This window comes from Pseudomonas sp. G3-39, assembly GCF_054790485.1.
Genome location: NZ_CP186497.1, coordinates 5,379,729 through 5,405,005 on the forward strand (window position 1 = coordinate 5,379,729; position 25,277 = coordinate 5,405,005).

22 protein-coding genes are annotated in these 25,277 nt (G+C 60.9%); 11 read left to right on the forward strand and 11 right to left on the reverse strand.

All coding sequences use genetic code 11. The annotated features are described in order from the left end of the window. The first annotated feature begins 8 nt into the window (after nucleotides 1–8). From pqqF to ACOYXG_RS24375, 7 genes are all read left to right on the forward strand, one after another. Nucleotides 9–2,426, forward strand: coding sequence for a pyrroloquinoline quinone biosynthesis protein PqqF (gene pqqF / locus ACOYXG_RS24345; RefSeq protein WP_460354414.1), 2,418 nt, complete (start codon nucleotides 9–11; stop codon nucleotides 2,424–2,426). A gap of 158 nt (nucleotides 2,427–2,584) precedes the next feature. Continuing rightward, nucleotides 2,585–2,659, forward strand: coding sequence for a pyrroloquinoline quinone precursor peptide PqqA (gene pqqA, locus ACOYXG_RS24350; RefSeq protein WP_003422658.1), 75 nt, complete (start codon nucleotides 2,585–2,587; stop codon nucleotides 2,657–2,659). An 81-nt stretch (nucleotides 2,660–2,740) separates the two neighbouring features. After that, a complete protein-coding gene (pqqB, locus tag ACOYXG_RS24355; protein ID WP_027610702.1) occupies nucleotides 2,741–3,652 on the forward strand; it encodes a pyrroloquinoline quinone biosynthesis protein PqqB in 912 nt (303 codons plus the stop codon). A gap of 142 nt (nucleotides 3,653–3,794) precedes the next feature. Further along, the gene (gene pqqC / locus ACOYXG_RS24360) at nucleotides 3,795–4,547 is read left to right on the forward strand and encodes a pyrroloquinoline-quinone synthase PqqC (RefSeq protein ID WP_042606685.1); all 753 of its coding nucleotides are present in this window, start codon (nucleotides 3,795–3,797) and stop codon (nucleotides 4,545–4,547) included. After that, a complete protein-coding gene (pqqD, locus tag ACOYXG_RS24365) occupies nucleotides 4,544–4,819 on the forward strand; it encodes a pyrroloquinoline quinone biosynthesis peptide chaperone PqqD (RefSeq protein WP_460354420.1) in 276 nt (91 codons plus the stop codon). The genes pqqC and pqqD overlap by 4 nt, the downstream gene beginning before the upstream one ends. Continuing rightward, entirely contained in the window at nucleotides 4,791–5,963 is a 1,173-nt protein-coding gene (pqqE, locus tag ACOYXG_RS24370) for a pyrroloquinoline quinone biosynthesis protein PqqE (RefSeq protein ID WP_096796666.1), read from the forward strand. The genes pqqD and pqqE overlap by 29 nt, the downstream gene beginning before the upstream one ends. After that, nucleotides 5,929–7,740, forward strand: a complete 1,812-nt coding sequence (locus ACOYXG_RS24375; RefSeq protein ID WP_460354423.1) for a S9 family peptidase — start codon at nucleotides 5,929–5,931, stop codon at nucleotides 7,738–7,740. Before pqqE ends, ACOYXG_RS24375 begins: the two co-directional genes overlap by 35 nt. Nucleotides 7,741–7,873: 133 nt before the next feature. Here the strand turns inward: ACOYXG_RS24375 and ACOYXG_RS24380 are convergent, their stop codons facing one another. Continuing rightward, on the reverse strand, nucleotides 7,874–8,032 hold the full coding sequence (locus ACOYXG_RS24380) for a YqaE/Pmp3 family membrane protein (protein WP_003228885.1): 159 nt from the start codon (nucleotides 8,030–8,032) through the stop codon (nucleotides 7,874–7,876). 196 nt (nucleotides 8,033–8,228) lie between these two features. After that, a complete protein-coding gene (locus ACOYXG_RS24385; protein WP_096796668.1) occupies nucleotides 8,229–9,512 on the reverse strand; it encodes an aspartate aminotransferase family protein in 1,284 nt (427 codons plus the stop codon). Nucleotides 9,513–9,681: 169 nt separating this feature from the next. Here ACOYXG_RS24385 and ACOYXG_RS24390 point away from each other — a divergent pair, with 169 nt between their 5' ends. After that, complete coding sequence (locus ACOYXG_RS24390; RefSeq protein WP_460354426.1) at nucleotides 9,682–10,611, forward strand: LysR family transcriptional regulator; 930 nt, start codon at nucleotides 9,682–9,684, stop codon at nucleotides 10,609–10,611. Nucleotides 10,612–10,837: 226 nt separating this feature from the next. On the opposite strand, the gene ACOYXG_RS24395 is transcribed toward ACOYXG_RS24390, so the two are convergent. The 9 genes from ACOYXG_RS24395 to bioB form a co-directional block, all read right to left on the reverse strand. Next, nucleotides 10,838–12,616 carry an acyl-CoA dehydrogenase C-terminal domain-containing protein gene (locus ACOYXG_RS24395; protein WP_115988759.1) on the reverse strand — a complete coding sequence of 593 codons (1,779 nt, stop codon included), beginning with the start codon at nucleotides 12,614–12,616 and terminating at the stop codon, nucleotides 10,838–10,840. A gap of 189 nt (nucleotides 12,617–12,805) precedes the next feature. Further along, the gene (locus tag ACOYXG_RS24400; protein ID WP_115986037.1) at nucleotides 12,806–14,095 is read right to left on the reverse strand and encodes a GGDEF domain-containing protein; all 1,290 of its coding nucleotides are present in this window, start codon (nucleotides 14,093–14,095) and stop codon (nucleotides 12,806–12,808) included. A 193-nt stretch (nucleotides 14,096–14,288) separates the two neighbouring features. Further along, a complete protein-coding gene (locus ACOYXG_RS24405) occupies nucleotides 14,289–16,094 on the reverse strand; it encodes a phenylacyl-CoA dehydrogenase (protein ID WP_047596453.1) in 1,806 nt (601 codons plus the stop codon). Nucleotides 16,095–16,371: 277 nt separating this feature from the next. Beyond that, entirely contained in the window at nucleotides 16,372–16,668 is a 297-nt protein-coding gene (locus tag ACOYXG_RS24410) for a hypothetical protein (RefSeq protein ID WP_003228898.1), read from the reverse strand. 109 nt (nucleotides 16,669–16,777) lie between these two features. Beyond that, nucleotides 16,778–17,458, reverse strand: a complete 681-nt coding sequence (gene bioD / locus ACOYXG_RS24415) for a dethiobiotin synthase (RefSeq protein ID WP_460354431.1) — start codon at nucleotides 17,456–17,458, stop codon at nucleotides 16,778–16,780. Beyond that, a complete protein-coding gene (gene bioC, locus ACOYXG_RS24420; protein WP_115988757.1) occupies nucleotides 17,455–18,267 on the reverse strand; it encodes a malonyl-ACP O-methyltransferase BioC in 813 nt (270 codons plus the stop codon). The genes bioD and bioC overlap by 4 nt, the downstream gene beginning before the upstream one ends. Continuing rightward, entirely contained in the window at nucleotides 18,260–18,991 is a 732-nt protein-coding gene (locus tag ACOYXG_RS24425; RefSeq protein WP_115988756.1) for an alpha/beta fold hydrolase, read from the reverse strand. Before ACOYXG_RS24425 ends, bioC begins: the two co-directional genes overlap by 8 nt. After that, nucleotides 18,984–20,162: an 8-amino-7-oxononanoate synthase gene (gene bioF / locus ACOYXG_RS24430; RefSeq protein WP_134787488.1), complete on the reverse strand. Its 1,179-nt coding sequence runs from the start codon at nucleotides 20,160–20,162 to the stop codon at nucleotides 18,984–18,986. The genes ACOYXG_RS24425 and bioF overlap by 8 nt, the downstream gene beginning before the upstream one ends. Nucleotides 20,163–20,308: 146 nt before the next feature. Next, the gene (gene bioB, locus ACOYXG_RS24435; RefSeq protein ID WP_096796676.1) at nucleotides 20,309–21,364 is read right to left on the reverse strand and encodes a biotin synthase BioB; all 1,056 of its coding nucleotides are present in this window, start codon (nucleotides 21,362–21,364) and stop codon (nucleotides 20,309–20,311) included. Nucleotides 21,365–21,455: 91 nt separating this feature from the next. Here bioB and ACOYXG_RS24440 point away from each other — a divergent pair, with 91 nt between their 5' ends. The 3 genes from ACOYXG_RS24440 (at nucleotide 21,456) to ACOYXG_RS24450 (ending at nucleotide 25,114) form a co-directional block, all read left to right on the forward strand. Then, nucleotides 21,456–22,190 (forward strand): ComF family protein, encoded by a 735-nt coding sequence (locus ACOYXG_RS24440; RefSeq protein WP_103368697.1) that lies wholly within the window; start codon nucleotides 21,456–21,458, stop codon nucleotides 22,188–22,190. A 187-nt stretch (nucleotides 22,191–22,377) separates the two neighbouring features. Further along, entirely contained in the window at nucleotides 22,378–23,142 is a 765-nt protein-coding gene (locus ACOYXG_RS24445; RefSeq protein ID WP_097089095.1) for a TOBE domain-containing protein, read from the forward strand. A gap of 70 nt (nucleotides 23,143–23,212) precedes the next feature. Then, complete coding sequence (locus ACOYXG_RS24450; protein WP_097089093.1) at nucleotides 23,213–25,114, forward strand: PhoX family protein; 1,902 nt, start codon at nucleotides 23,213–23,215, stop codon at nucleotides 25,112–25,114. The last annotated feature ends 163 nt before the right edge of the window (nucleotides 25,115–25,277 follow it).

Here is a 25,277-nt window from a genome sequence, read left to right on the forward strand (position 1 = left end):
AAGTGCCCATGCCTGCGTCGACTCACCCCCGCCCCCACACTGAAACCCTGCCAAACGGCTTGCGCGTGACCCTGCGTCAGGTGCCCGGCTTGAAGCGCAGTGCCGCTGCGTTGCGGGTGGCTGCCGGTAGCCATGATGTGCCACTGGAGTGGCCGGGGCTGGCGCATTTTCTTGAGCATTTGCTGTTTCTCGGCACTGAGCGTTTTCCTGCGAGTCAGGCGCTGATGGCCTACGTGCAAAGTCACGGTGGCCAAGTGAATGCAAGCACCCGTGAACGCACCACCGACTTCTTCTTCGAACTGCCGACCTCAGCCTACAGCGCCGGGCTTGAGCGCCTGTCAGACATGCTCGCCCAGCCGCGTATGAATCCGCACGATCAGTTGCGCGAACGGGAAGTGCTGGACGCGGAATTCGTCGCGTGGTCGCAAGATCCGACGGCTCAGCAGGAACTGGCGCTGTACGAGGGATTGCCGGCCACACATCCGCTGCGCGGGTTTCATGCGGGAAATCGCGACAGCCTGAAAGTTGAGTTACCAGCGTTTCAACAGGCGCTGAAAGATTTCCACCGGCAGTTTTATCGCGCCGGACAAATGACGCTGAGCCTGGTCGGGCCGCAGAGCATCGAGGAATTGCGCGTACTGGCGCAGCAGTTCGCCGCCGTGCTGCCGGTTGGGGATAAGGTCGAGCAAGCAGCGCCGCTGCCATTGGCGGTAAAAAGTTATCAACAGGTCGGCGAGCGAAGCGGCAATCTGTTGTTCGCTTTCGAAGCGCTGCCCGACTCGTCCGCCGAAGCGCTGGCGTTTCTCTGCCATTGGCTGAACAGCGCCAAGCCCGGCGGGCTGCTCGCCCATTTGCAGCAACAACGCCTCGCGGACGGTTTGAAAGCCGTGCCGCTGTATCAGTTCGCCGGGCAAGCGCTGCTGCATCTGCAATTCACCACCCCAGCCGAATCCTTCAGCGCCATTCGTGAACAGTTTCTGGACTGGTTGAGCTTCTTTGCCGCGCAACAGGACTGGGCAGCGTTGCGCGAGGAATACACCAGGCTGTTTGAGCGTCAGCAGCAAATCAGCGGCGCCCTGCAACTGGCGCGGCTCGACAGTGAACAACGCGAAAACGGTCTGTCGGAAAACGGCGTGGTCGCGCTCAAACAGATCCTGCGCGAAATCGGTGTTGTGGATAACTTCAGCGACCATTGGCACCTGCCTGCCGCGAATCCTTTTCTAGGCTCCAACGAGCCGCTGGCCAACGCCGGCCTGATTCGCGGCCAGACCAGCGCCCATCGTGGCTTGCGGACTTTCGCTCAGGATCGCTCGCGCGGTCGGCGTGAGCGTTCGCCGATGCAATTCAGCCAGGCGTTGCCGGATCATAGCGACCACGGCGCGATTTACTTGCGTTGGCAAACGCAGGCGGCGGCCGGCACAGATCTGCAAGGCAAGCTGCGACGCAGTCTGTGGGAAACGCAGGAAGACGCGCGGCAGGCCGGCGTCGAATTGGCGTTCAGCGCCACCGGCACGCAGTGGCTGCTGAAACTGACGGGCTTGCAGGAGCCGATGCCCAGTGTCCTCGAACACGCGCTGAAATGTCTGACGCAAATTGACGCCGATTCAGCGAGCGCAGAGGCAGAAACACCGTTGATACCGATCCGCCAGTTGCTCAAGGCGTTGCCTGAATATTGTCTGTCATCGGCCGTCGAGTCGAACGACGTCAAACAGCTGTGGACAACTTCGCGCTGGGACGGACTGGCCCTTGGCCTCAACGCACAGACGCAATCGGCCATGGGCCTGGCCCTGAGCCGCATCCCCGGCACACCGGACAATCAATTGCCGGCAGCGACGGCGATCAACCCGCAACATCTGTGGAGCCACATCGACACCGCGTCCAGCGAGCATGCGTTGCTGCTGTTCTGCCCGAGCGCCAGCCGCGAGATCGCCGACGAAGCCGCCTGGCGCTTGCTCGCGCAACTGTGTCAAACCCCGTTTTATCAGCGCCTGCGGGTCGAATTGCAATTGGGCTACGCGGTATTCAGCGCCTTGCGACAGATGCATGGCCAGAGTGGATTGCTGTTCGGCGTGCAGTCGCCAGATACTGCGCCCGTTGAGCTGCTCGGCCATATCCAGCAGTTCCTCGAGGGCATTCCTGCGCTGATCGAAAACCTCGATGAAGAGGACTTCAACCAGCAACGCCAGTCACTAGCGGATCAGTTCGATGAGAGTCATCTGTCCGGCAAAGACGCCGCCGAGTTGCTGTGGCAGGCCAAGCTCGCTGGCCACTCGTCGGATTACCTGGCGCAACTGCACACGGCCATCGGCCAATTGGAACGCTCGGCACTGCTGGCGGCAGCGCAGCGGTTGCTCAACGCCAAGGGCGGCTGGCGCTGCCTGGCCAGCGAATCGTCACCCGGCGCGCCGTGGCAAGCGACAAAATGATCATTACCAAGGCTGCAAGGAGCTTTCTCAAAGATTCACGGGCAATACCGTTGAAATTTTGAGTAACATAGCAGCCTAACTATTTGGAACATCCCGGCGCGGCCATGGACTATAACTATGGACAGCGCTATCCCACCCACCTAATGAGGAGTCACCCTATGTCCTGGACAAAACCGGCTTACACCGACCTGCGTATCGGCTTCGAAGTCACCATGTACTTCGCCAGCCGCTGAGTTCTGCCTACGCAGACTTGCAGTGCAACGCCTCGGCTCGCCGGGGCGTTTTATTTTCAGCGTTGAAAGATGGGAGCGTTCATGTTCGTCCAGATTCTGGGTTCGGCCGCCGGTGGCGGATTTCCGCAGTGGAACTGCAACTGCGTCAATTGCGCTGGCTTTCGCGACGGCAGCCTGAACGCCAAGGCCCGCACCCAATCGTCCATCGCAATTTCCGATGATGGCGTGAACTGGGTGCTGTGCAACGCTTCGCCGGACATCCGCGCGCAACTGCAGAGCTTCGCCCCGATGCAACCGGGCCGTGCACTGCGCGACACCGGCATCAGCGCGATCATCCTGATGGACAGCCAGATCGACCACACCACCGGCCTGCTCAGCCTGCGCGAAGGCTGCCCGCATCAGGTCTGGTGCACGGACATGGTTCACGAAGATTTGAGCACCGGTTTCCCGCTGTTCAAGATGCTGACCCACTGGAACGGCGGACTGAACTGGAACCGCATCGAGCTCGACCAGAGCTTCACTGTCGCTGCCTGCCCGAACCTGCGCTTCACCCCGCTGCCGTTGCGCAGCGCCGCGCCACCGTATTCGCCGCACCGTTTCGACCCGCACCCGGGCGACAACATCGGCCTGATCGTCGAAGACATGAACACCGGCGGCAAACTGTTCTATGCACCGGGGCTGGGCAAGGTTGATGTGCCATTGCTGGAGATCATGGCCGGCAGTGATTGCCTGCTGGTGGACGGAACGCTGTGGGATGACGATGAAATGCAGCGCCGTGGCGTCGGCACCCGCACCGGTCGCGAGATGGGCCACCTGGCGCAGAACGGCCCCGACGGCATGCTCGAAGTGCTGGAGCAGTTGCCCGAGCAGCGCAAGGTGCTTATCCACATCAACAACACCAACCCGATTCTCGATGAAGATTCGCCGGAGCGCGCGGAGCTGGCGCGGCGTAATGTTGAAGTGGCGTTTGATGGCATGAGTATTGTGCTGTAAGCCGCAGATACCGATGCGCGGCCCTTCGCGAGCAGGCTCGCTCCCACATTTGGAATGCGATCAACCTGTGGGAGCGAGCCTGCTCGCGAAGAGGCCAGTGCAAACAGAAAAGATTTCTAGGGTTGTTCCCCGGAGAACCGCAATGACCGACACCCCGCTGTCCCCCGCCGAATTCGAAGCGGCCCTGCGCGCCAAAGGCGCCTACTACCACATCTACCACCCGTATCACGTGGCGATGTACGAAGGCCGTGCCACCCGCGAGCAGATTCAGGGCTGGGTCGCCAACCGCTTCTACTATCAGGTGAACATCCCCCTGAAAGACGCGGCGATCCTCGCCAATTGCCCGGATCGCGAGATTCGCCGGGAGTGGATTCAACGCCTGCTCGACCACGATGGCGCCCCCGGTGAAGACGGCGGCATTGAAGCCTGGCTGCGGCTCGGTCAGGCGGTCGGCCTCGACCCGGATCAACTGCGCTCCCAGGAACTGGTGCTGCCCGGCGTGCGTTTCGCCGTCGATGCCTACGTCAATTTCGCTCGCCGCGCCAGTTGGCAGGAAGCCGCCAGCAGCTCGCTGACCGAACTGTTCGCGCCGCAGATCCACCAGTCGCGTCTCGACAGCTGGCCGCAGCATTACCCGTGGATCGACCCGGCCGGTTACGAATATTTCCGCACTCGCCTGGGTCAGGCGCGGCGCGATGTCGAGCATGGTCTGGCGATCACGCTCGAGCACTACAAGACCCGCGAGGGTCAGGAGCGCATGCTGGAAATTCTCCAGTTCAAACTGGACATTCTTTGGAGCATGCTCGATGCCATGAGCATGGCTTACGAACTGAACCGCCCGCCGTATCACAGCGTCACCGAGCAGCGGGTCTGGCACAAAGGAATCACCCTATGAGTTTTGAACGCAGCAAGATCCCGACCTGGCGTCCCGGCTACCGTTTCCAGTACGAACCGGCGCAAAAAGGTCACGTGCTGCTTTACCCCGAAGGCATGATCAAGCTCAACGACAGCGCCGCGCTGATCGGCGGTTTGATCGACGGTGAACGCGATGTCGCGACGATCATCGCCAAACTCGACGAGCAGTTTCCCGGCGTGCCCGAACTCGGTGAAGACATCGAGCAATTCATGGAGGTTGCCCGTGCGCAGCACTGGATCGAACTTGCCTGAAGCATCGGTGCAAGTACCGCCAAAATCTGAAGTCGGCCTGCCGCTGTGGTTGCTCGCCGAGCTGACCTACCGTTGCCCGCTGCAATGCCCGTACTGCTCCAATCCGCTGGATTTCGCCGAGCAGGGCAAAGAGCTGAGCACCGAGCAGTGGATCAAGGTCTTCCGCGAAGCTCGGGAGATGGGCGCGGCGCAACTGGGCTTTTCCGGTGGTGAGCCGCTGGTGCGCCAGGACCTCGCCGAACTGATCCGTGAAGCGCGGCAGCTGGGGTTCTACACCAACCTGATCACCTCAGGCATCGGTCTGACCGAGCAGAAGATCAGCGACTTCAAGAAGGCCGGCCTCGATCACATCCAGATCAGTTTCCAGGCCAGCGACGAGCAAGTGAACAACCTGCTCGCCGGCTCGAAAAAAGCCTTCGCGCAGAAACTGGAAATGGCTCGCGCGGTGAAGGCCCACGGCTATCCGATGGTGCTGAACTTCGTCACCCACCGACACAACATCGACAAGATCGACCGCATCATCGAGCTATGTATCGCGCTCGAAGCCGACTTCGTCGAACTCGCCACCTGCCAGTTCTACGGCTGGGCCCAGCTCAACCGTGTCGGCCTGTTGCCGACCAAAGAGCAACTGGTGCGCGCCGAACGCATCACCAACGAATACCGCGTCAAACTGGAAGCCGAAGGGCATCCGTGCAAGCTGATTTTCGTCACCCCGGACTACTACGAAGAACGCCCGAAAGCCTGCATGAACGGCTGGGGCAGTATTTTTCTGACGGTGACTCCGGACGGTACTGCCCTGCCCTGTCATGGTGCCCGACAGCTGCCGGTACAATTTCCCAATGTGCGCGACCACAGCATGCAGCACATCTGGTACGACTCGTTCGGCTTCAACCGCTTTCGCGGTTACGACTGGATGCCCGAGCCATGCCGCTCCTGCGACGAGAAGGAACAGGATTTCGGCGGCTGCCGCTGTCAGGCGTTCATGCTCACGGGGGACGCGAGCAATGCCGACCCGGTGTGCAGCAAGTCCGACCATCACGGCGTGATTCTCAAGGCCCGCGAAGAAGCCGAGACCGCCACTCAGACCATCGAACAACTGGCCTTCCGTAATGAACGAAACTCACGCCTCATCGCCAAGGGCTGAGCCTTTCAGCGCCGCCCAGGCTGTCGCCGCCGGAATGGATTTCGCCGAACTGCAACTCGGTGCCCACGGTTTGTTCTGGAATGAATATCGCCCCGAAGATGCTGCGTGCCGGATCTGGCACTGGCGAGACGGCGCGGCGAAATGTCTGACGCCGGATGGCTTCAGCGTGCGCAGCCGGGTGTACGAATATGGCGGTGGCGCGTTTTGTCTGACGCCAAGTGGAGTGGTTTTCGTCAATGAGGCGGATCAGCAGTTGTATCGGCAGGCGTTGGATGGCGCGCCCGAGGTGCTGACTTCTGGCGAGTGTCGTTATGGCGATCTGCATTGTGCTTTCGGCCAGGTGCTGGCGGTTGAGGAACTGCGCGACCAGCATCGGCTGGTAGCGATTGATCTGGCCGACGGCACCCGGCATTTGCTGGCTGAAGGTGCGGATTTTTATGCAGCACCGGTGATCAGCCCGGACGGTTCGCGATTGGCCTGGATCGAGTGGAGTCGGCCGCATCAGCCTTGGACATCCACGCGATTGATGGTGGCCGAGCGTCTGGCTGAGGGTGGCTTTGGCGCACCGCGTTGCGTGGCGGGGGCTGACCTTGAAGAGTCGATCCAGCAACCGCGGTTCGACGCGAAAGGACGCTTGTTGTGCCTGACTGATCGCGGCGGTTTCTGGCAGCCGTGGCGCGCAACGTCCGACGGCTTGCATCGACTGCCCTGTGCCGAGGCCGATCATGCGCCCGCCCCGTGGCAAATGGGTGGCAGCACCTGGTTGCCGGTGGGCGATTCGTTTCTGGCGAGCTGGAGCGAAGGCGGTTTTGGTCGCCTGGCGCTCGACGGCGAAGACTTCACCGGCGACTACAGCCGCTTCCGCCATCTGGCGCTGGATCAGCAATTTATCTATTGCATCGCCGCTTCGCCGATCAGCCCTTCTGCGGTGATCGCCATTGATCGCGCTACCCGCGAAGTGAATGTGCTGGCTGGCGGTGTGGCGCCTTTGCCGGCGGAGTGCATCAGCCGTCCGCAGACCTTGCGCTACCCGAGCGGCAGCGGTGAGGCTCACGGATTTTTCTATCCGGCGATGAACGACGAAGCCCAGCCGCCGCTGGTGGTATTCATCCACGGCGGTCCGACCTCAGCCTGCTACCCGATGCTCGACCCGCGCATTCAGTACTGGACGCAGCGTGGTTTCGCCGTCGCCGACCTCAACTATCGCGGCAGCAGCGGTTACGGTCGCGAATATCGTCAGGCGTTGCATCTGAGTTGGGGTGAGGTGGATGTCGAGGACGCCTGCGCAGTGGTGGCATATCTGGCCGAGCAAGGTCTGATCGACGGCGAGCGCGCGTTTATCCGCGGCGGCAGCGCCGGGGGTTACACCACGTTATGCGCGTTGGCGTTTCAGCAGGTGTTCCGCGCGGGCGCCAGCCTCTATGGCGTCAGCGACCCGGTGGCATTGGCCCGGGCAACCCACAAGTTTGAAGGTGATTATCTGGACTGGCTGATCGGTGATCCTGAGCAGGACGCCGAGCGCTACGCCGCCCGCACGCCGCTACTGCATGCGAGCAACATCCGTGTGCCGGTGATTTTCTTTCAGGGTGAGCTGGATGCGGTGGTGGTGCCGCAACAGACCCGCGACATGGTCGCGGCGCTGGAGCAAAACGGCATCTCGGTCGAGGCGCATTACTACGCCGACGAACGCCATGGTTTCCGTCGCGCCGCCAATCAGGCGCATGCGCTGGAGCAGGAGTGGCGGTTTTATCGGCGGGTGATGGGGTTGGCGGACTGATCACCGCCCCAATTCAAAATAGCGTCGTCCCATTCGCAAGCAGGCTCGCTCCCACATTGGATCTGTGTTGTGCACAAAATCCCCTGTGGGAGCGAGCCTGCTCGCGAAAGCTATCTATCAGGTGCCGCTGAACTCAGCGCTTGGCGATGATGTACACCGCATGCACGATCCCGGGAATGTAGCCGCACAGCGTCAGCAGAATGTTCAGCCAAAACGCCCCGCCGAACCCGACCTGCAGAAACACACCCAGTGGCGGCAACAGAATAGCGATGATGATACGAATGAAGTCCATGGGTCAGCTCCTGAATGGGGGTTGGCTCACATGAGCCATACAAGCTAATCGACCTGCGCCGTTCGTCAGGGTTCAGTGCAAACGCCATTTGATCGCCACCATCGGGCACAAAAAAACGCCCCACGCCAAAAGAATCAGGCGTGGGGCGTGCGTTATACCGCGAGACGGTTCTTCAAATTGGGCAGCAAACTTCAGCTCAGACGGCAATCCCTTTGCGGCATTGCAGTTGCGCGGTACGTACTCGCGAGAAGGCGCGTGCCAGGCGCAGGAGCATTTCGTCGATGTTGGCCTTGCTGACGGTGAGTGCCGGGGTGAAACGCAGGCAGTTGGCTTGCGGCGCGTTGAGCAGCAGGCCTTCGTGCAAGGCGGCTTTGACTACGGCATCGGCGGAATCCTCTGACAGGCTCAGTCCCCAGAACAGGCCTTGACCACGCAGTTCGCCATGCCCGTAGCGGTGTGCCAATCGAGCTAGACCTTCGCGCAGGTGCTGGCCGAGGTCTTTGACCTGTTCAAGAAATGCCCGGTCCTGCACGCTATCAAGCACCACCAGGCCGGCCGCGGTCATCAGCGCGTTGCCGTGATGAGTGCCGCCCAGTTCACCGGCGTCAAAACAGCAGGCCTTGCCACGGGCCAATAACGCCGCCAGAGGAACACCGCCGCCGAGGCCTTTGCCGAGCACAACGATATCGGCGCGCACGCCGTAGGACTGTTCCGCGAGCAAAGTGCCGCAGCGACCGATACCGGTCTGCACTTCGTCGAGGATCAGCAAAATGCCCAGCTCGCGGCACAGGCGCTCGACGCCTTTGAGGTAATGCTCAGTTGCCGGAATCACCCCGGCATCGCTCTGAATCGGTTCGAGCATGATCGCCACGGTTTGCGCATCGACGGCGGCATGTAACGCAGGCAAGTCATTGAACGGCACCAGATCGAAACCCGGCAGCAACGGTGCGAAGCGGTTGTGCAGGTTGCAACTGTCCGACGCGGAAATCGTTGCCAGGCTGCGGCCATGGCAACCCTGCTTCGCGACGATGATCCGCGAGGCGCCGCCGCGATTCAGTTGCCCCCATTTGCGCGCCAGTTTGATCGCCGCTTCACAGGCCTCGCTGCCGCTATTGAGCAGGTAAGCCTGATCGCTGGAAGTGCTGGCGCACAGGCGCTCGGCAAGGCTGAGCATGCCGCGGTTGTGCAGATTGAAACCGGGATTGATCAGCGCTTGGGCCTGACTGGCGATGGCTTTGACCAGCGCCGAAGGGCTGTGGCCGAGGCTGTTGGCGCCGCCGGCCTGGGAGAAGTCGAGATAAGCGCGGTCGTTGCTGTCCCACAACCAGGATCCCTGGCCACGCACGAAGACCTGCGCCGGTCGCTCGACGCTGGGCATCAGTCGCTCGGCATTCAGGCTATCGCCTGCCTGGGGTGGACCGGCCTCGAAAGCGAGGTCATCGAGACTCGGCGCCTGACGCCGCAGACTGAACAGATTCATTGCAAAAAACCTCGCTTGAGGTTTTTTGAACCGCCTATGCAAACATTGTCGAAGCAAACGCTATTCATCGCGCTCTCTGGCCCTGTAAGCCTTGTGATTACGGTTAGACTAGGCTCACTGACGGCTTCGGGCCATTTCGATTTACCAGCATTTTCGATAAGCATTACTTATGGATTTCAAACAACTGCGTTATTTCGTCGCGGTCTACGAAGAGGGTCATGTCGGCCGGGCCGCCGAACGCCTGTCGATTTCGCAACCGGCGCTGTCGCAGCAGATTCGTCAGCTCGAACAGAACCTCGACGTCACGCTGTTCGAACGCAGCAGCAAACGCCTGTTGCCGACCCTTGCCGCGCACACGCTGTACAACCACGCCGTGCCGCTGCTCGACGGTTTGCAGCGGGCGCGGGAAGCGCTGGGCAACTTCAAGGGGCAGGCCCTGCGCACGCTGGCGATCGGCGTACTGCAAACCGTGCACACCAGCCTTGTGCCGCAAATGCTCGAACGGGTGCGCAAGGCGCAGCCGCATCTTGTGGTGCAGATCTATGAACTGACGGGGCTGGAGATCGAGCGCCGTTTGCTCAACGGCTCACTGGACATCGGCATCAGCTACCTGCCGCCGCGCCAACCGGGGCTGCATGGCGTGATGCTGTACGAGGACGAACTGACGCTGGTCATCCCGGCGGATCACCCGCTACGTGAATTCAAGAAGGTCTCAATGCGGCAGGCTGCGGAATTGCCGATGTTGCTGCTGGGCGAAGAGTTTCAGATCCGGCAGATCTGGCAGGCTCAGTTGACCAGCCTGGGCAGGCGCCCGCAAGTACAGGCCGAGCTGAACAATATGCTGGGGATTCTCGACAGTCTGCCGCACACCAGACTGGCGACGGTGCTGCCCGGGCGTTCACAGAAGGAATACGACGATGAGGATCTGTTGTGGAAGCCGTTGAGCGAACCACGGGTGCCGCTGAAGGTTGGGCTGGTGTGCCGCGATGTGCAACGCCAGCAGGCGTCTTTGGCGTTACTGCGCACATTGCTGGAAGAAGTGATTCAGCGTGAAGACAAACCGTTGAAAGCCGCACCGCCACTGGATCCGCTGACCTGATACTTTTCTGCAGGCAAAAGAAAACCCCGCCGAAGCGGGGCTTTGCAGACTGTTTCCCTGACATCCATTTCACTCCGCCACCCTGGCAGAATCCTACGTGTCCGTGTTGTTGCTTTGCGCTTCCTGCGCGACGTCCATGAGTTGTAGATTAGCTGTGGATCCAATCTACGCCTATGGGAGAACAGCAGCACGTCATGTAAGAGAATGCTTACATGACGTTACATCATCAAAACTGCTCAGCATTCAGCAGGAACAGCGATTCGCTACCCGCCTTCACCGACGCGCTCAACGAGTGGATACGCGGCAGCAGACGGGCGAAATAGAACCGTGCGGTGCCCAGCTTGCTGGCGTAGAAATCGTCCTGCGCTTCTTTGCCCAGCGCGGCTTTCGCCATCAGTGCCCACATGTAGGCATAAGCGGTGTAGCCGAACGCTTGCAGATATTCGACCGAGGCTGCGCCGATTTCGTTCGGATTGGTTTTCGCCCGATCCAGCAGCCACGCCGTCAGCTCGTCGAGGGTGCTGACGGCATCGTTCAGCGGCTTGGTGAATTCACCGATGTCAGCGCTGGCGGTCGCGGTGAAGTGGCGGATCTCGTCAGCGAACAGCTTGTAGAACGCGCCACCGCTGCCGACGATCTTGCGCCCGACCAGGTCCAGCGCCTGAATGCCGTTGGTACCTTCGTAGATCTGTGTGATGCGCACGTCACGCACCAGTTGCTCCTGACCCCACTCGCGGATGTAGCCGTGGCCGCCGAAAATCTGCTGACCGTGGACGGTGGTTTCCAGACCCAGGTCGGTGAGGAATGCCTTGGCCACCGGAGTCAGCAGTGCGACCAGGTCTTCTGCGCGCTTGCGGGTGGTCGCGTCTTCACTGAACTTGGCGGTGTCGAGTTGCATCGCCACGTAGGTGGAGAAGGCGCGACCGCCCTCGTTCGAGGCTTTCATGGTCAGCAGCATGCGACGCACGTCCGGGTGGACGATGATAGGGTCGGCAACCTTGTCCTTGTTTTGCGCGCCGGTCGGCGAACGGCTCTGCAGACGATCACGAGCGTATTCGACGGCGTTCTGATAGGAACGCTCACCGCTGGCCAGACCTTGAATACCGACGCCCAGACGCTCGTAGTTCATCATGGTGAACATCGCCGCCAGGCCCTTGTTCGGCTCGCCGACCAGATAGCCCACAGCTTCATCGAAGTTCATCACGCAGGTCGCGGACGCCTGGATGCCCATCTTGTGTTCGATCGAACCGCAGTTCGCCGGGTTGCGCGCGCCCAGGCTGCCATCGGCATTGACCATGAACTTCGGCACCAGGAACAGCGAGATGCCTTTCGGGCCAGCAGGTGCGTCCGGCAGTTTCGCCAGCACCAGGTGGATGATGTTCTCGGTCAGGTCGTGCTCACCGCCGGTGATGAAGATCTTGGTGCCGCTGACCTTGTAGGAACCGTCGGCCTGCGGTTCGGCCTTGGTGCGGATGATGCCCAGGTCGGTGCCGGCGTGCGGCTCGGTCAGGCACATGGAACCGGCCCAGATGCCGGCGTACATGTTCGGCAGGTAGGCGGCCTTCAGCTCTTCGCTGGCGTGGGCGTTGATCGACAGGCAGGCGCCGGCGGTCAGCATCGGGTACAGGCCGAACGACAGACTGGCGGAGTTGACCATCTCTTCGACCTGCGCCGAGACAGCCTTGGGCATGCCCATGCCGCCGTAGGCCGGATCGCCACCGACACCGACCCAGCCGCCTTCAGCGTAAGTCTGATAGGCCTGTGGGAAACCGGCCGGGGTGCTGACGGCACCGTCCTTCCAGTGGCAGCCTTCTTCGTCGGCCGCACGGCTCAGTGGCGCGATGCTTTTGCTGGTGACCTTGCCGGCTTCTTCGAGAATGGCTTCTACGGTTTCTGCATCGACAGTCTCGGCCAAGGCCGGCAGTTCGGCCCAGAGTTTGGCGACTTCGAATACTTCATTGAGGACGAAGCGCATATCGCGCAGCGGCGCTTTGTAGTCAGCCATGGCAAACCTCGCAAGATCTAAACAGGTGATTCGTGGAAGGGTGTTTTCGTTGAGGCCGAGTGTACCTCAACAACTTTTGCGACACATAGGGTCAACCAGTGACTGATTTGTTATTTTTGGTCACCAGCATTCAGAGATAAAACAAAGCCCGCAATCAGCGGGCTTTTGAGTGATGACGTGTGGCTTGAGTCAGCCTGCGGCGCTGTCCATTCGCACCGCGCCGCGACGATTCTGTCCGAACGCCATGACGCAGTTACGCCCGGCGCCCTTGGCGCTGTATAACGCCTGGTCGGCGGACTTGAGGACTTCTTCCGGCGTCCGTTGCTCGACACGCTCGGCGACACCGATACTGACCGTGACCGACACACTGGAAGCACCGCTGCCGCTACGACGCTGACGACCTTGCTGATCGTCCTGCGGACGGCTCTCCTGATTGCGCAACTGGATGTTGTAGGAGGCAATCGACTCGCGAATCACCTCCAGGTGCGGCATGCACTCCTCGAGGGTTTTGCCCGCAAACACCAAGGCGAACTCCTCACCACCATAGCGATATGCCCTACCGCCACCGCTGATTTTCGACAGCTTGCTGGCGACCAGCCGTAGCACTTGGTCACCGACATCGTGACCGTGGGTGTCGTTGAATTTCTTGAAGTGATCGACGTCGCTCATCGCCAGCACATAGTTGCGGCCCAGACGCTGCATTCGCTCATTGAGCGCGCGCCGCCCCGGCAGACCGGTGAGTTCATCGCGGAAGGCCATTTGATAGGCCTCATGCGCCACGGCAGCGGCAATCATCAGCATCACCTGACTGCACATGATGTTCAGGGTGAACGGCAGGATGAAAGTTTTCGGCAGCATCCAGAACACCCCGAGCAACCCGACCAGCTGTGCCGCGTGCAGCGGGCGCGGATTGCGCCAGTATTGCCAGGCCAGCAACAGGAATGCCGAGAGGAATACCGGATAGGACATCTGGATCAGGCTCATCCAGGCGCCATGCAGCGCCGGCCAGCGGATTTCCGAGAGCCACATCAGCAGCGCCTGGGGATAACTCTGCTCAAGGCCGAGGGCGACGCTGCCGAAGGCCAACAACACGGCGAACCGCGCGACCATGTCCTGGAACAAATGGGTACGTTCCTGCCACGCGGCGAACAGCCCGAACAGCAACGGCAACAGCAGACAGACCAGGTGAAACACCACGGCGGCGTCTTCGCGCACCTTGCCATTGTCGCGGTAATAGTCGGTCTGGGTGTCGAGCAAAAAGTAGGCGATGTACACCGTGAGCATCAGAAACAGCTCGCGCTGACGTCGGTAAACCGCACAGTAAGCGCCGCCCAAGAGCAGCACCAGGGTTGGCAGCACGTTGAACAGCGAAGTGAAGAAAACGCTGAGGTCTTTGACGTACGCAGCCGCCAACCCCGCGAGCAACAACAGCAGTGAAGGTAGGAAATGGCTGAAACGTACAGCGGAAGAACGCGGCAAGGGTAAAGCTCCGACCCGTCATATCAAAGAGATGGCATTGTGCCTGCAATGTGGCCAGTTAAGCACACACAATGTGATCCAGATCACACGCAGTCTCTTTAACGGCAGAAAACCCGGGTTTCTGAGCGATTCAGCAACAAAAAAACCGCTGCCCCCCGAGGGAGCAACGGTTTTCGTCAGACCGCGTTGAGGCTTAGTAGCCCAGTGCGAAGTCTTCTTCTTTCATGTCCATCAGGTTGTTGGCGCCCGACAGCATGGTGGCCACATGGGTACGGGTACGTGGCAGGATGCGCTGGAAGTAGAAGCGCGCGGTTTGCAGCTTGGCGTTGTAGAACGCCGCATCGCCGGTGCCTTCTGCCAGCTTCTCGGCTGCCAGACGTGCCATGTCGGCCCAGAAGTAGGCCAGGCAGGCGTAACCGGAGTACATCAGGTAATCCACGGAGGCCGCGCCAACTTCTTCGCGATCTTTCATGGCCGCCATACCGACCTTCATGGTCAACTCGCCCCACTCTTTGTTCAGTGCAGCCAGCGGAGCAACGAACTCTTTGACGGCTTCGTTGCCTTCGTTGTTCTGGCAGAACTTGTGGACGATCTTGGTGAAGCCTTTCAGAGCCTCGCCTTGCGTCATCAGCACTTTACGGCCCAGCAGATCGAGTGCCTGGATGCCGGTGGTGCCTTCGTACAGCATCGAAATGCGGCTGTCGCGAACGTTCTGCTCCATGCCCCATTCGGCGATGAAGCCATGGCCGCCGTAGATCTGCACGCCGTGGTTGGCGGCTTCGAAACCGACTTCGGTCATGAACGCCTTGGCGATTGGCGTCATGAACGCCAGCAGTGCGTCGGCCTTCTTCTTCTCTTCTTCGTCGACGCCGTATTTGACGATGTCGACCTGTTTGGCGGTGAAGTACACCATCGCGCGGTTGCCTTCGGCGAATGCCTTCATGGTCAGCAGCATGCGACGTACGTCAGGGTGCACGATGATCGGGTCAGCGGCCTTGTCCGGCGCTTTCGGACCAGTCAGGGAGCGCATTTGCAGACGATCACGAGCGTATTTCAGGCCACCCTGGAAGCCGATCTCGGCATGGGCCAGACCTTGCAGCGCGGTACCCAGACGTGCGGTGTTCATGAAGGTGAACATGCAGTTCAGGCCTTTGTTCGCCGGGCCGATCAGGAAACCGGTGGCACCGTCGAAGTTCATCACGCAAGTGGCGTTGCCGTGGATGCCCATCTTGTGTTCCAGCGAACCGCAGCTCACTGCGTTGCGCGCACCGATGGTGCCATCGGCGTTCGGCAGGAACTTTGGAACGATGAACAGGGAAATGCCTTTGGTGCCAGCCGGAGCGTCCGGCAGGCGGGCCAGTACGATGTGGACGATGTTGTCGGCCATGTCGTGTTCACCGGCCGAGATGAAAATCTTGGTCCCGGAAACCTTGTAGGAGCCATCAGCCTGAGGTTCGGCCTTGGTGCGCAGCATGCCCAGGTCGGTGCCGCAGTGCGGTTCGGTCAGGCACATGGTGCCGGTCCATTCGCCGGAAACCAGTTTGGTCAAATAGGCTTCTTGCTGCTCAGGGGTACCGTGCTCGGAGATGGTGTTCATCGCGCCGTGGGACAGGCCTGGGTACATGCCCCACGACCAGTTGGCTTCACCGACCATTTCGCTCACAGCCAGACCCAACGACTCCGGCAGACCTTGACCGCCGTGCTCGACGTCGTGCGCCAGACTTGGCCAGCCGCCTTCGACGAATTGCTTGTAGGCCTCTTTAAAGCCAGTCGGGGTTTTCACACCGGACTCGCTCCAGGTGCAGCCTTCGAGGTCGCCCACGCGGTTCAGCGGTGCCAGTACCTGCTCACAAAACTTGGCGCCTTCTTCAAGAATGGCGTCAACCATGTCCGGCGTTGCTTCGGAGCAAGCTGGAAGGCTCTGATAGTGCGCTTCGTAACCGAGCAGTTCGTCACGAACGAAGCGAATATCACGCAAGGGGGCCTTGTAGTCAGGCATAGCGATAAACCTCTGCTGATGTAACCGGGAATGAACGACCGCGTTGATTTGTTGTGACGGTCAAACAGTTGTTTGAAACATACGTTTACGCCGAAATCTTGTCAAGCATCGATCTTTTGCCGTTCGTCATGACTTTTTTTCAAATGCCGGACACGGCAAACCGCCATGGACTGCAAAGCGCCACGGGCATTGAAAAAAGATTAGTTGAGGGAGAGGGACTTACAACGAAAAACGCCGCGACAAGGCGCGGCGTTCAACAGGCAGGAGGCGCGAAAAGTCAGGCAAATGTATCGATGATCGTCCCGAGCATTTCATCGGAAGCCTTGGCGACCTTGGTGCCCAGCTCTACCTGAAACTTGCCCTGGGCCATTTCGGCCATGGCGCTGCCCGGATCCATTTGCTGACTGCGGTCGATACCGCGCAGACGATCCACCTGCGCCTCGGAAGACTGGCTGGTGACCGACCGCTCGATGGTGTTGTTGGCGATCTGGCTGGCCGCCTGATCGACACGGTTCTGACCGGTCTGAATCGTGCTCAAACCCGCATAAAAAGCTGTGTTACCGGAGATTTCCATGGGAGCTCTCATCCTTGGGAAGGATCAATGGTTGCCATTGAAGCAGAGGCGCCAGAAAAACACCCGTCAAAAATAATGATGGCACAGTGCCTTGTCATAGCCAAAAACATTAATCCAGCAGATCGAGTTGCAGATGATCAGCCACCGCCTCGGCGCTAAGCGACTTCAGTTTCGGTACCCGCCCCAGACACGGCGCGGGAATCCGCTCGGCCAGCGTCGCCAGATTCTCTTCCAGACGCGAGGTTTTCGGATCGATGATATTGGCCACCCAACCGGCCAGCTGCAGGCCATCGCGGGCAATCGCCTCGGCCGTCAGCAAGGCATGACTGATGCAGCCCAGGCGCACACCCACCACCAGAATCACCGGCAGCTTCAACGCGATGGCCAGATCCGACAGATTGTCCTGATCGGCCAACGGCACCCGCCAGCCACCCGCCCCTTCGATCAAGGTGAAATCGGCATTCAGCGCCAGAATTTCGCGCATCGGCGCCAGCAACGATTGCACGGTCAGCGCGACGCCGGCCTCACGCGCTGCCAGATGCGGCGCGATGGCCGGCTCGAATGCCACCGGATTGACCTGTTGATAAGTCAGCGGCACCGAACACTCGGCGAGCAACGCCAGCGCATCGGCATTGCGCAAACCCTTGGGCGTTACCTCGCAACCCGAAGCCACCGGTTTCCCCGCCGCTGTACTCAGCCCTGCCGAGCGCGCAGCATACAGCAACCCGGCAGCCACGGTGGTCTTGCCGACATCGGTGTCAGTCCCGGTGATGAAATAGGCTGCGCTCATAAGGGTTTCTCCAACACGGCGTAGACCACCTGGTAAGTCGCCGGCAATCCCTGTGCCTGACGGAACTGCTCGTAAGCCTCGACCAGACCGAGAATCCGCGCGCGTCCGGTCAAGCCACCCGGCCGACCGGGGTTCAGATTGTGCGCGCCGAGTGCCTTGAGTTCGTGAGTCAGGCTGCGCACATCCGGGTAGTGCAACACATGCGCCTGATTCTGCAGACTCACCGTACGCAAGCCACTTTCGGCACACAACTGCTCATACCGGGCGAATTCGCGGAAGCGGTTGACGTGCACCAGACCATCGACCTGCCGCCAACTGTCGCGCAACTCGTACAAGGTCCCTACACAAAGACTAGCAAACGCGAAAATCCCGCCCGGCTTGAGCACACGAAAGGCTTCGCTGAGCACCGATTCGAAGTCCGCGCACCACTGCACCGCGAGGCTGGAAAAAATCAGCTCACACATCGAATCCTGCAACGGCAGACGCTCCGCATCACCCGCGATGAAGTGCTGCGCGCCGCCCAATGGTCGTGCGTGATTGAGCATGCCCTCGGCGATATCCAGCGCCAGCCCCTGACCTTCGACATATCGCTCGGCCAATGCGCGAGTGAAATAGCCGGTGCCGCAGCCCAGATCCAGCCAGGTTGACGGCAGAAAACTTGCCGGCAAACGCTGCAGCAACTGTGAACCGACGTCGCGCTGCAACTCGGCAACGCTGTCGTAGCTGGCCGCCGCACGGGAGAAAGAGGCCGCGACCTGGCGCTTGTCGGGCAAGCCGCCGGGCAGCGCAACAAGAGACAAATCAGTCATCACCGCACTCGTGTAGAAAAGCCTGGATCGCACCCGCCACGCCATGGGGGTCTTCCAGAAGAAACGCATGACTGGCCTGTTCGATCAGACCAATTTCGATATCCGGCAACAGCGCAAACAACGCCCCCGCCGCTTCTGCCGGCACCAGGCCGTCCTGACCGGCGAACAAGTGCAACTGCGGGCCGCGAAACGCCTGTAACGCTTCCTGGGTATCCAGCTGTGCGAGCAATTCCAGCCCGGCCATCAAGATCTCAGCCGCCGCATTCGGCGCACCGCCGAGCATCAGCCGCGACATGCCGCGCGGGTCTTGCGCGCCCTGAGCACACAACAACGAGAACCGTTTTAGGGTCATCCGCGGGTCGGTCTGGCAACTGGCGAGAAACGCATCGAACGTCTCGCCCGGCATCGCACTCGGCCACTGCTCATGAGCCACGAAGGACGGATTGCTCGCCAGCGTCAACAGACCGCAACAACGCTCGCCGCGCCGTGCAGCCAATTCAGAGGCAAGCATGCCGCCCAGCGACCAACCGCCCAGCCACACGTCCTGAGGAATACGTTCATCGAGTTCGTCGAGCCAGTCCTGCAGGTCGCTGGAATCCAGCTCCGGCAACGGCTCGATCTCGACATGCAGATGCTCGTCGAGTCCCTGTAACGCTGCGGTCAAAGGCTCCAGCGGCGAAATACCAAGGCCCCAGCCCGGCAGCAGAATCAGACGATCACGCATGGCTTGGCTCCGGCGGCAGTTGGGCAAAGCAATCGGCCAGTCCTTCTAACAATAGCTGCACCTGCGCTTCGCTGTGAGCGGCGGTCAGGGTCACGCGCAGGCGTGCACTTCCTGCCGGGACGGTAGGCGGACGGATTGCCGTGACCATCAAACCGCGTTCGCGCAGCATCTGCGACAGGCGCACGGCTCGACCGGCGTCGCCGATCAGGATCGGCTGGATCGGGGTGAAGCTGTCCATCAGCTGCAGACCGATCTGCTCGGCCCCTCGACGAAATTGGCGGATCAGCAGGTTAAGGTGCTCACGTCGCCAATGCTCGCTGCGCAGTAATTCCAGACTTTTCAGCGTCGCACAGGCCAACGCCGGTGGCTGGCTGGTGGTGTAGATGTAGGGCCGGGCGAACTGGATCAGGCTTTCGATCAGCTCTTCGCTGCCGGCGACGAAAGCACCGGCGGTGCCGAACGCCTTGCCGAGGGTGCCAACCAGCACCGGCACATCGTCCTGACTCAAGCCGAAATGCTCGACGATCCCGCCGCCATTGGCACCGAGCGGGCCGAAGCCATGAGCATCATCAACCATCAGCCACGCGCCTTTGGCCTTGGCCTCACGCGCCAGCGCCGGCAGATCGGCAAGATCGCCGTCCATGCTGAACACGCCGTCGGTGACCACCAGCGTGTTGCCGGTGGCTTTCTCCAGGCGCTTGGCCAGGCTGTCGGCGTCGTTGTGCAGATAACGATTGAAACGCGCGCCGGACAACAGACCGGCATCCAGCAACGAGGCGTGATTGAGGCGGTCTTCCAACACCGTATCGCCCTGCCCCACCAATGCCGTGACCGCACCGAGGTTGGCCATGTAGCCAGTGGTGAACAGCAAAGCACGTGGCCGGCCAGTGAGATCGGCGAGGGCTTCTTCCAGGGCGTGATGCGGGCCGCTGTGGCCGATCACCAGATGCGACGCTCCGCCACCGACGCCCCAGCGCTCGGCACCGGCGCGCCAGGCTTCGATCACCTGCGGGTGATTGGCCAGTCCGAGGTAGTCGTTGTTACAGAACGCCAGCAACGGCTGGCCGTCGACCACCACTTCAGGCCCTTGCGGGGACTCGAGCAACGGACGCTGGCGGTAGAGATTTTCGGCACGGCGGGCAGCAAGGCGTGCGGCGAGATCGAAAGACATGCAGGCCTCGACTTTCAAGTGACACAGATTCCCTGTGGGAGCGGGCTTGCTCGCGAAGGCGGTGTATCAGTCGACATTATTGGTGAATGTCAGACCGCTATCGCGAGCAGGCTCACTCCTACAGGGTTTTGCGTTTCGAGCGAAGATCAGAGCGCAGCGTTATAGAACTGCTCGCTGCTCTTCTGCTCCACCAGCGCCTGCTCGATCGCGGCCTGATGCACTTCATCGGCATGCTCTTCGCGCGCTTCCGGTTGAATGCCCAGACGCGCGAACAGTTGCATGTCCTTGTCGGCCTGCGGGTTGGCAGTGGTCAGCAGTTTGTCGCCGTAGAAAATCGAGTTGGCACCGGCGAAGAACGCCAACGCCTGCATCTGCTCGTTCATCGCTTCGCGGCCGGCGGACAGGCGCACATGGGATTGCGGCATGAGGATGCGCGCCACGGCGAGCATGCGGATGAAGTCGAACGGATCGACGTCATCGGCGTTTTCCAGCGGCGTGCCGGCGACCTTCACCAGCATGTTGATCGGCACCGACTCCGGATGCTCCGGCAGGTTGGCCAACTGGATCAGCAGGTTGGCGCGGTCGTCCAGCGACTCGCCCATGCCGAGAATGCCGCCGGAGCAGATCTTCATCCCCGACTCACGCACATAAGCCAGGGTTTGCAGGCGCTCGCTGTAAGTACGGGTGGTGATGATGCTGCCGTAGAACTCCGGCGAGGTGTCGAGGTTGTGGTTGTAGTAATCGAGACCAGCCTTGGCCAGCGCCTCGGTCTGTTCCTGATCGAGACGACCGAGAGTCATGCAGGTTTCCAGACCCATGGCTTTCACGCCTTCAACCATCTTCAGCACATACGGCATGTCTTTGGCCGACGGGTGCTTCCACGCCGCGCCCATGCAGAAACGGGTCGAGCCGATGGCTTTGGCGCGGGCAGCCTCTTCGAGGACTTTCTGCACTTCCATCAGCTTTTCTTTTTCCAGGCCGGTGTTGTAGTGACCGGACTGTGGGCAGTACTTGCAGTCTTCCGGGCAGGCACCGGTCTTGATCGACAGCAGCGTGGAAACCTGCACGCGATTGGCGTTGAAATGTGCGCGGTGCACCGTCTGCGCCTGGAACAGCAAGTCGTTGAATGGCTGTACGAAGAGCGCTTTGACTTCGGCTAAAGACCAGTCGTGACGCAGGGTGGCAGAGGTGCTGGCGCTCATGGGCAGTTCCTTGGTTATGCTTGGCTGGCGGCTGCGGGAACGGAATACCCACAGGCGCGACACGGATGTTCGGCATATTTAAGGAAGAGTCATGCGCTGTCAACCACGATACGAAGCACAGGTTTACATCTGTTTAAAAAACGTACAAAGCTGTTTGTTGTGCGATGAACCCGCAGAAGCAGAAGTGCCAATCTGCGTCGCCTGTGAAACCGATCTGCCCTGGCTCGGCGACCATTGCCAGACCTGCGCCCTACCGCTGCCCGGCGCTGGACCGACTTGCGGCGGGTGCCTGCTAGAGCCGCCGGCGTTCGAACAGGTGGTCGTGCCGTGGCGCTATGACTTCCCGGTGGACAGTTTGATTACGCGTTTTAAACACAACGCGAAATGGCCGTTTGGTCACTTGCTCGCCGATGTTGCCGGACAATACCTGCAACATCGCTTCGATGAAGGATTGCCAAGGCCTGATGCGTTGTTGCCGGTGCCACTGGCGGGGAAACGCCTGCGTCAACGTGGGTTCAATCAAGCGGCAATGCTCGGGCGATGGTTGAGCCAACAGCTGGATCTGCCTTTTGAGGAACATGCTCTACGGCGGGTCCACGACACCAGCGCCCAACAGGATCTCGACGCTAAGGCGCGCAAGCGCAATTTGCGTCACGCCTTCGCTCTGGCCCCTGACGCAAAGGTGAAAGGTCGGCACTTCGCGTTGATTGATGATGTGCTGACCACCGGCGCCACGGCCCAGGCACTGGCGCGATTGTTGAGGGATGCGGGCGCTGCAAGAGTCGACGTCTATTGTCTGGCCCGCACGCCAAAACCCGGAAACTGAAACCGACACAATCCCTTGTAGGAGTGAGCCTGCTCGCGATAGCGCAATTACTGCCAACATTGATGCTGACTGTTCCACCGCCATCGCGAGCAGGCTCACTCCTACAAGAGCACTGTGTTTGGCTTGACTGATGCGTCGCAAGCCGCCAACTTCACTCTCCACCGCCACTGTGAAAAAGCACCCACCAATGTCCCTGCCCACCCTGCTCTCCCAGCACATCGTCCGCCGTCCGCAGCGCATCGCCCTGCTGCAACACATTGCCGAACAGGGCTCGATCACCCGCGCCGCAAAAAGCGCCGGGCTGAGTTACAAAGCGGCGTGGGATGCGATTGATGAGCTGAACAACCTGGCGCAGAAACCGCTGGTGGAACGTGCGGTCGGCGGCAAGGGCGGCGGCGGTGCCAGATTGTCCAGCGAAGGCGAACGGGTGTTGCGTCTGTACCAAAAGCTGCAAGCTTTACAGGCGCAGGTGCTGGAGGCCGCTGAGGACGCCAGCGATCTGGATCTGCTTGGGCGATTGATGCTCAGAACCAGCGCGCGCAACCAGTTGCACGGCAAAGTCGTGGCTATCGAGGGTCAGGGCCGCAACGACCTGATCCGCCTCGAACTGGCCGAAGGCCTGTGGATCAACGCGCAGATCACCCACGACAGCACCGTGCACCTGGAACTGCAACCGGGCACCGAAGTGGTGGCCTTGATCAAGGCTGGCTGGCTTGAACTACTGCCCCCGGAGCAAGTTGCAACATCTGGACACAATCTTCTGAGCGGCACTATCGAAGCCATTCTCGATGCCGAAGACGGCCCCAGCGAAGTTCGCATCGCCCTGCCCAACGGCCAGACGCTCTGCGCTCTGGCGGAGCCGCTGCAGCTTCGTACCCGCGGGCTGAGTGTCGAGCAACCGGTGCAGGTGCAGTTCTCGCCGTCCAATGTGCTGATCGGCACGCCGCTGTAATCAGGCGCTGCAACGAAAGCGTAATCGACGCTCATTAAGGTGGCTGCCAAAACCAAGCAGGGAGCCTGATGTGAGCCTATTAGAAGAAAACCAATCGACTGATCTGGAAAAGATGGTCGGCCTCAGCCGTCGCGGCTTCATCAGCGCCGGGGCGCTGTGCGGTGCCGCCATGTTCCTCGGCGGCAACCTGCTCAGCCGCAGCGCGCTGGCCACCGGCATCAGCGCCGGCAACAGCCGCCTGCTCGGTTTCGAGAGCATTCCCGCCGCGACCACCGATGTCATCAGCCTGCCCAAGGGCTACAAGTCCTCGGTGCTGATCAGTTGGGGTCAGCCGCTGCACAAGAACGGCCCGGCGTTCGACCCGAGCGGCAATGGCACCGCCGCCGCCCAGGAAGTGCAGTTCGGCGACAACAACGACGGCATGAGCCTGTTCGAATTCCCCGACGACCGAAACCGTGCGTTGATGGCGATCAACAACGAATACACCAATTATCGCTACCTCTACCCGCACGGCGGCATGCCGCAATCGGCCGAAGACGTGCGCAAGGCGCTGGCCTGCGAAGGTGTGTCAGTGATTGAAGTGCAGCGCAGGAACGGCCAGTGGCAGTTCGTCCAGGGCTCGCGTTACAACCGCCGGATTCACGGCAACTCGCCGCTGCGCATCAGCGGCCCGGCGGCTGGTCACGAGCTGATGAAGACGGCCGCCGACAAGCACGGCAAGAGAGTCCTCGGCACCTTCCAGAACTGCGCCAACGGCAAGACACCGTGGGGCACCTATCTGACCTGCGAAGAAAACTTCACCGATTGCTTTGGCAGCAGCAACGCCCAGCAGCAGTTCGATCCGGCGCAAAAGCGCTACGGTGTCTCTGCCGCCAGCCGCGAGATCAACTGGCACCCGTTCGACCCGCGCTTCGACATGGCCAAAAATCCCAACGAACTCAACCGTCACGGTTGGGTGGTCGAGATCGATCCGTTCGATCCGCAATCGACCCCGGTCAAGCGCACCGCCCTCGGCCGCTTCAAGCACGAAAACGCCGCACTGGCCGAGACCGATGACGGTCGCGCCGTGGTGTACATGGGCGACGACGAGCGTGGCGAGTTCATCTACAAGTTTGTCAGTCGCGACCGCATCAACCATCGCAATGCGAAAGCCAACCGCGACATCCTCGACCACGGCACGCTGTATGTGGCCAAGTTCGACGCCGGTGACGGCAACCCCGATCACCCGAAAGGCCAGGGCCAGTGGATCGAACTGACCCACGGCAAGAACGGCATCGACGCCAGCAGCGGTTTCGCCGATCAGGCCGAAGTGCTGATCCACGCCCGCCTCGCCGCCAGTGTGGTCGGCGCCACGCGCATGGACCGCCCGGAGTGGATCGTCGTCAGTCCGAAGGACGGCCAGGTTTATTGCACCCTGACCAACAACGCCAAGCGCGGCGAAGACGGGCAGCCGGTGGGTGGGCCGAACCCGCGCGAGAAGAACGTCTACGGGCAGATCCTCCGCTGGCGCACCGACCGCGATGATCACGCTTCGAAAACCTTCGCCTGGGACCTGTTCGTGGTTGCCGGCAACCCGGGCGTGCACGCCGGCACGCCGAAGGGTGGTTCGTCGAACATCACCCCGCAGAACATGTTCAACAGCCCGGATGGACTGGGCTTCGACAAGGCCGGGCGTTTGTGGATTCTCACCGATGGCGATTCGAGCAACGCCGGGGACTTTGCCGGGATGGGCAACAACCAGATGCTCTGTGCCGACCCGAAGACCGGCGAGATTCGCCGGTTCATGGTCGGGCCGATTGGTTGTGAAGTCACCGGGATCAGCTTCTCGCCGGATCAGAAAACCCTGTTTGTCGGGATTCAGCATCCTGGCGAGAACGGCGGTTCGACCTTCCCCGAGCATCTGCCGAATGGCAAGCCGCGTTCATCGGTGATGGCGATTACCCGTGAGGATGGCGGAATAGTCGGCGCCTGATAAATCGCTTTCGCGAGCAGGCTCACTCCTACAAGGAAATGCGTTCCAACTGTAGGAGTGAGCCTGCTCGCGATGGCGTCAGCACAGACACCAACCAACTCTCCCGCTGCCATCTGCGCTACCATGCTGGGCCGGACGCGGCAGCCTGCTGCGCGCAGGAGTC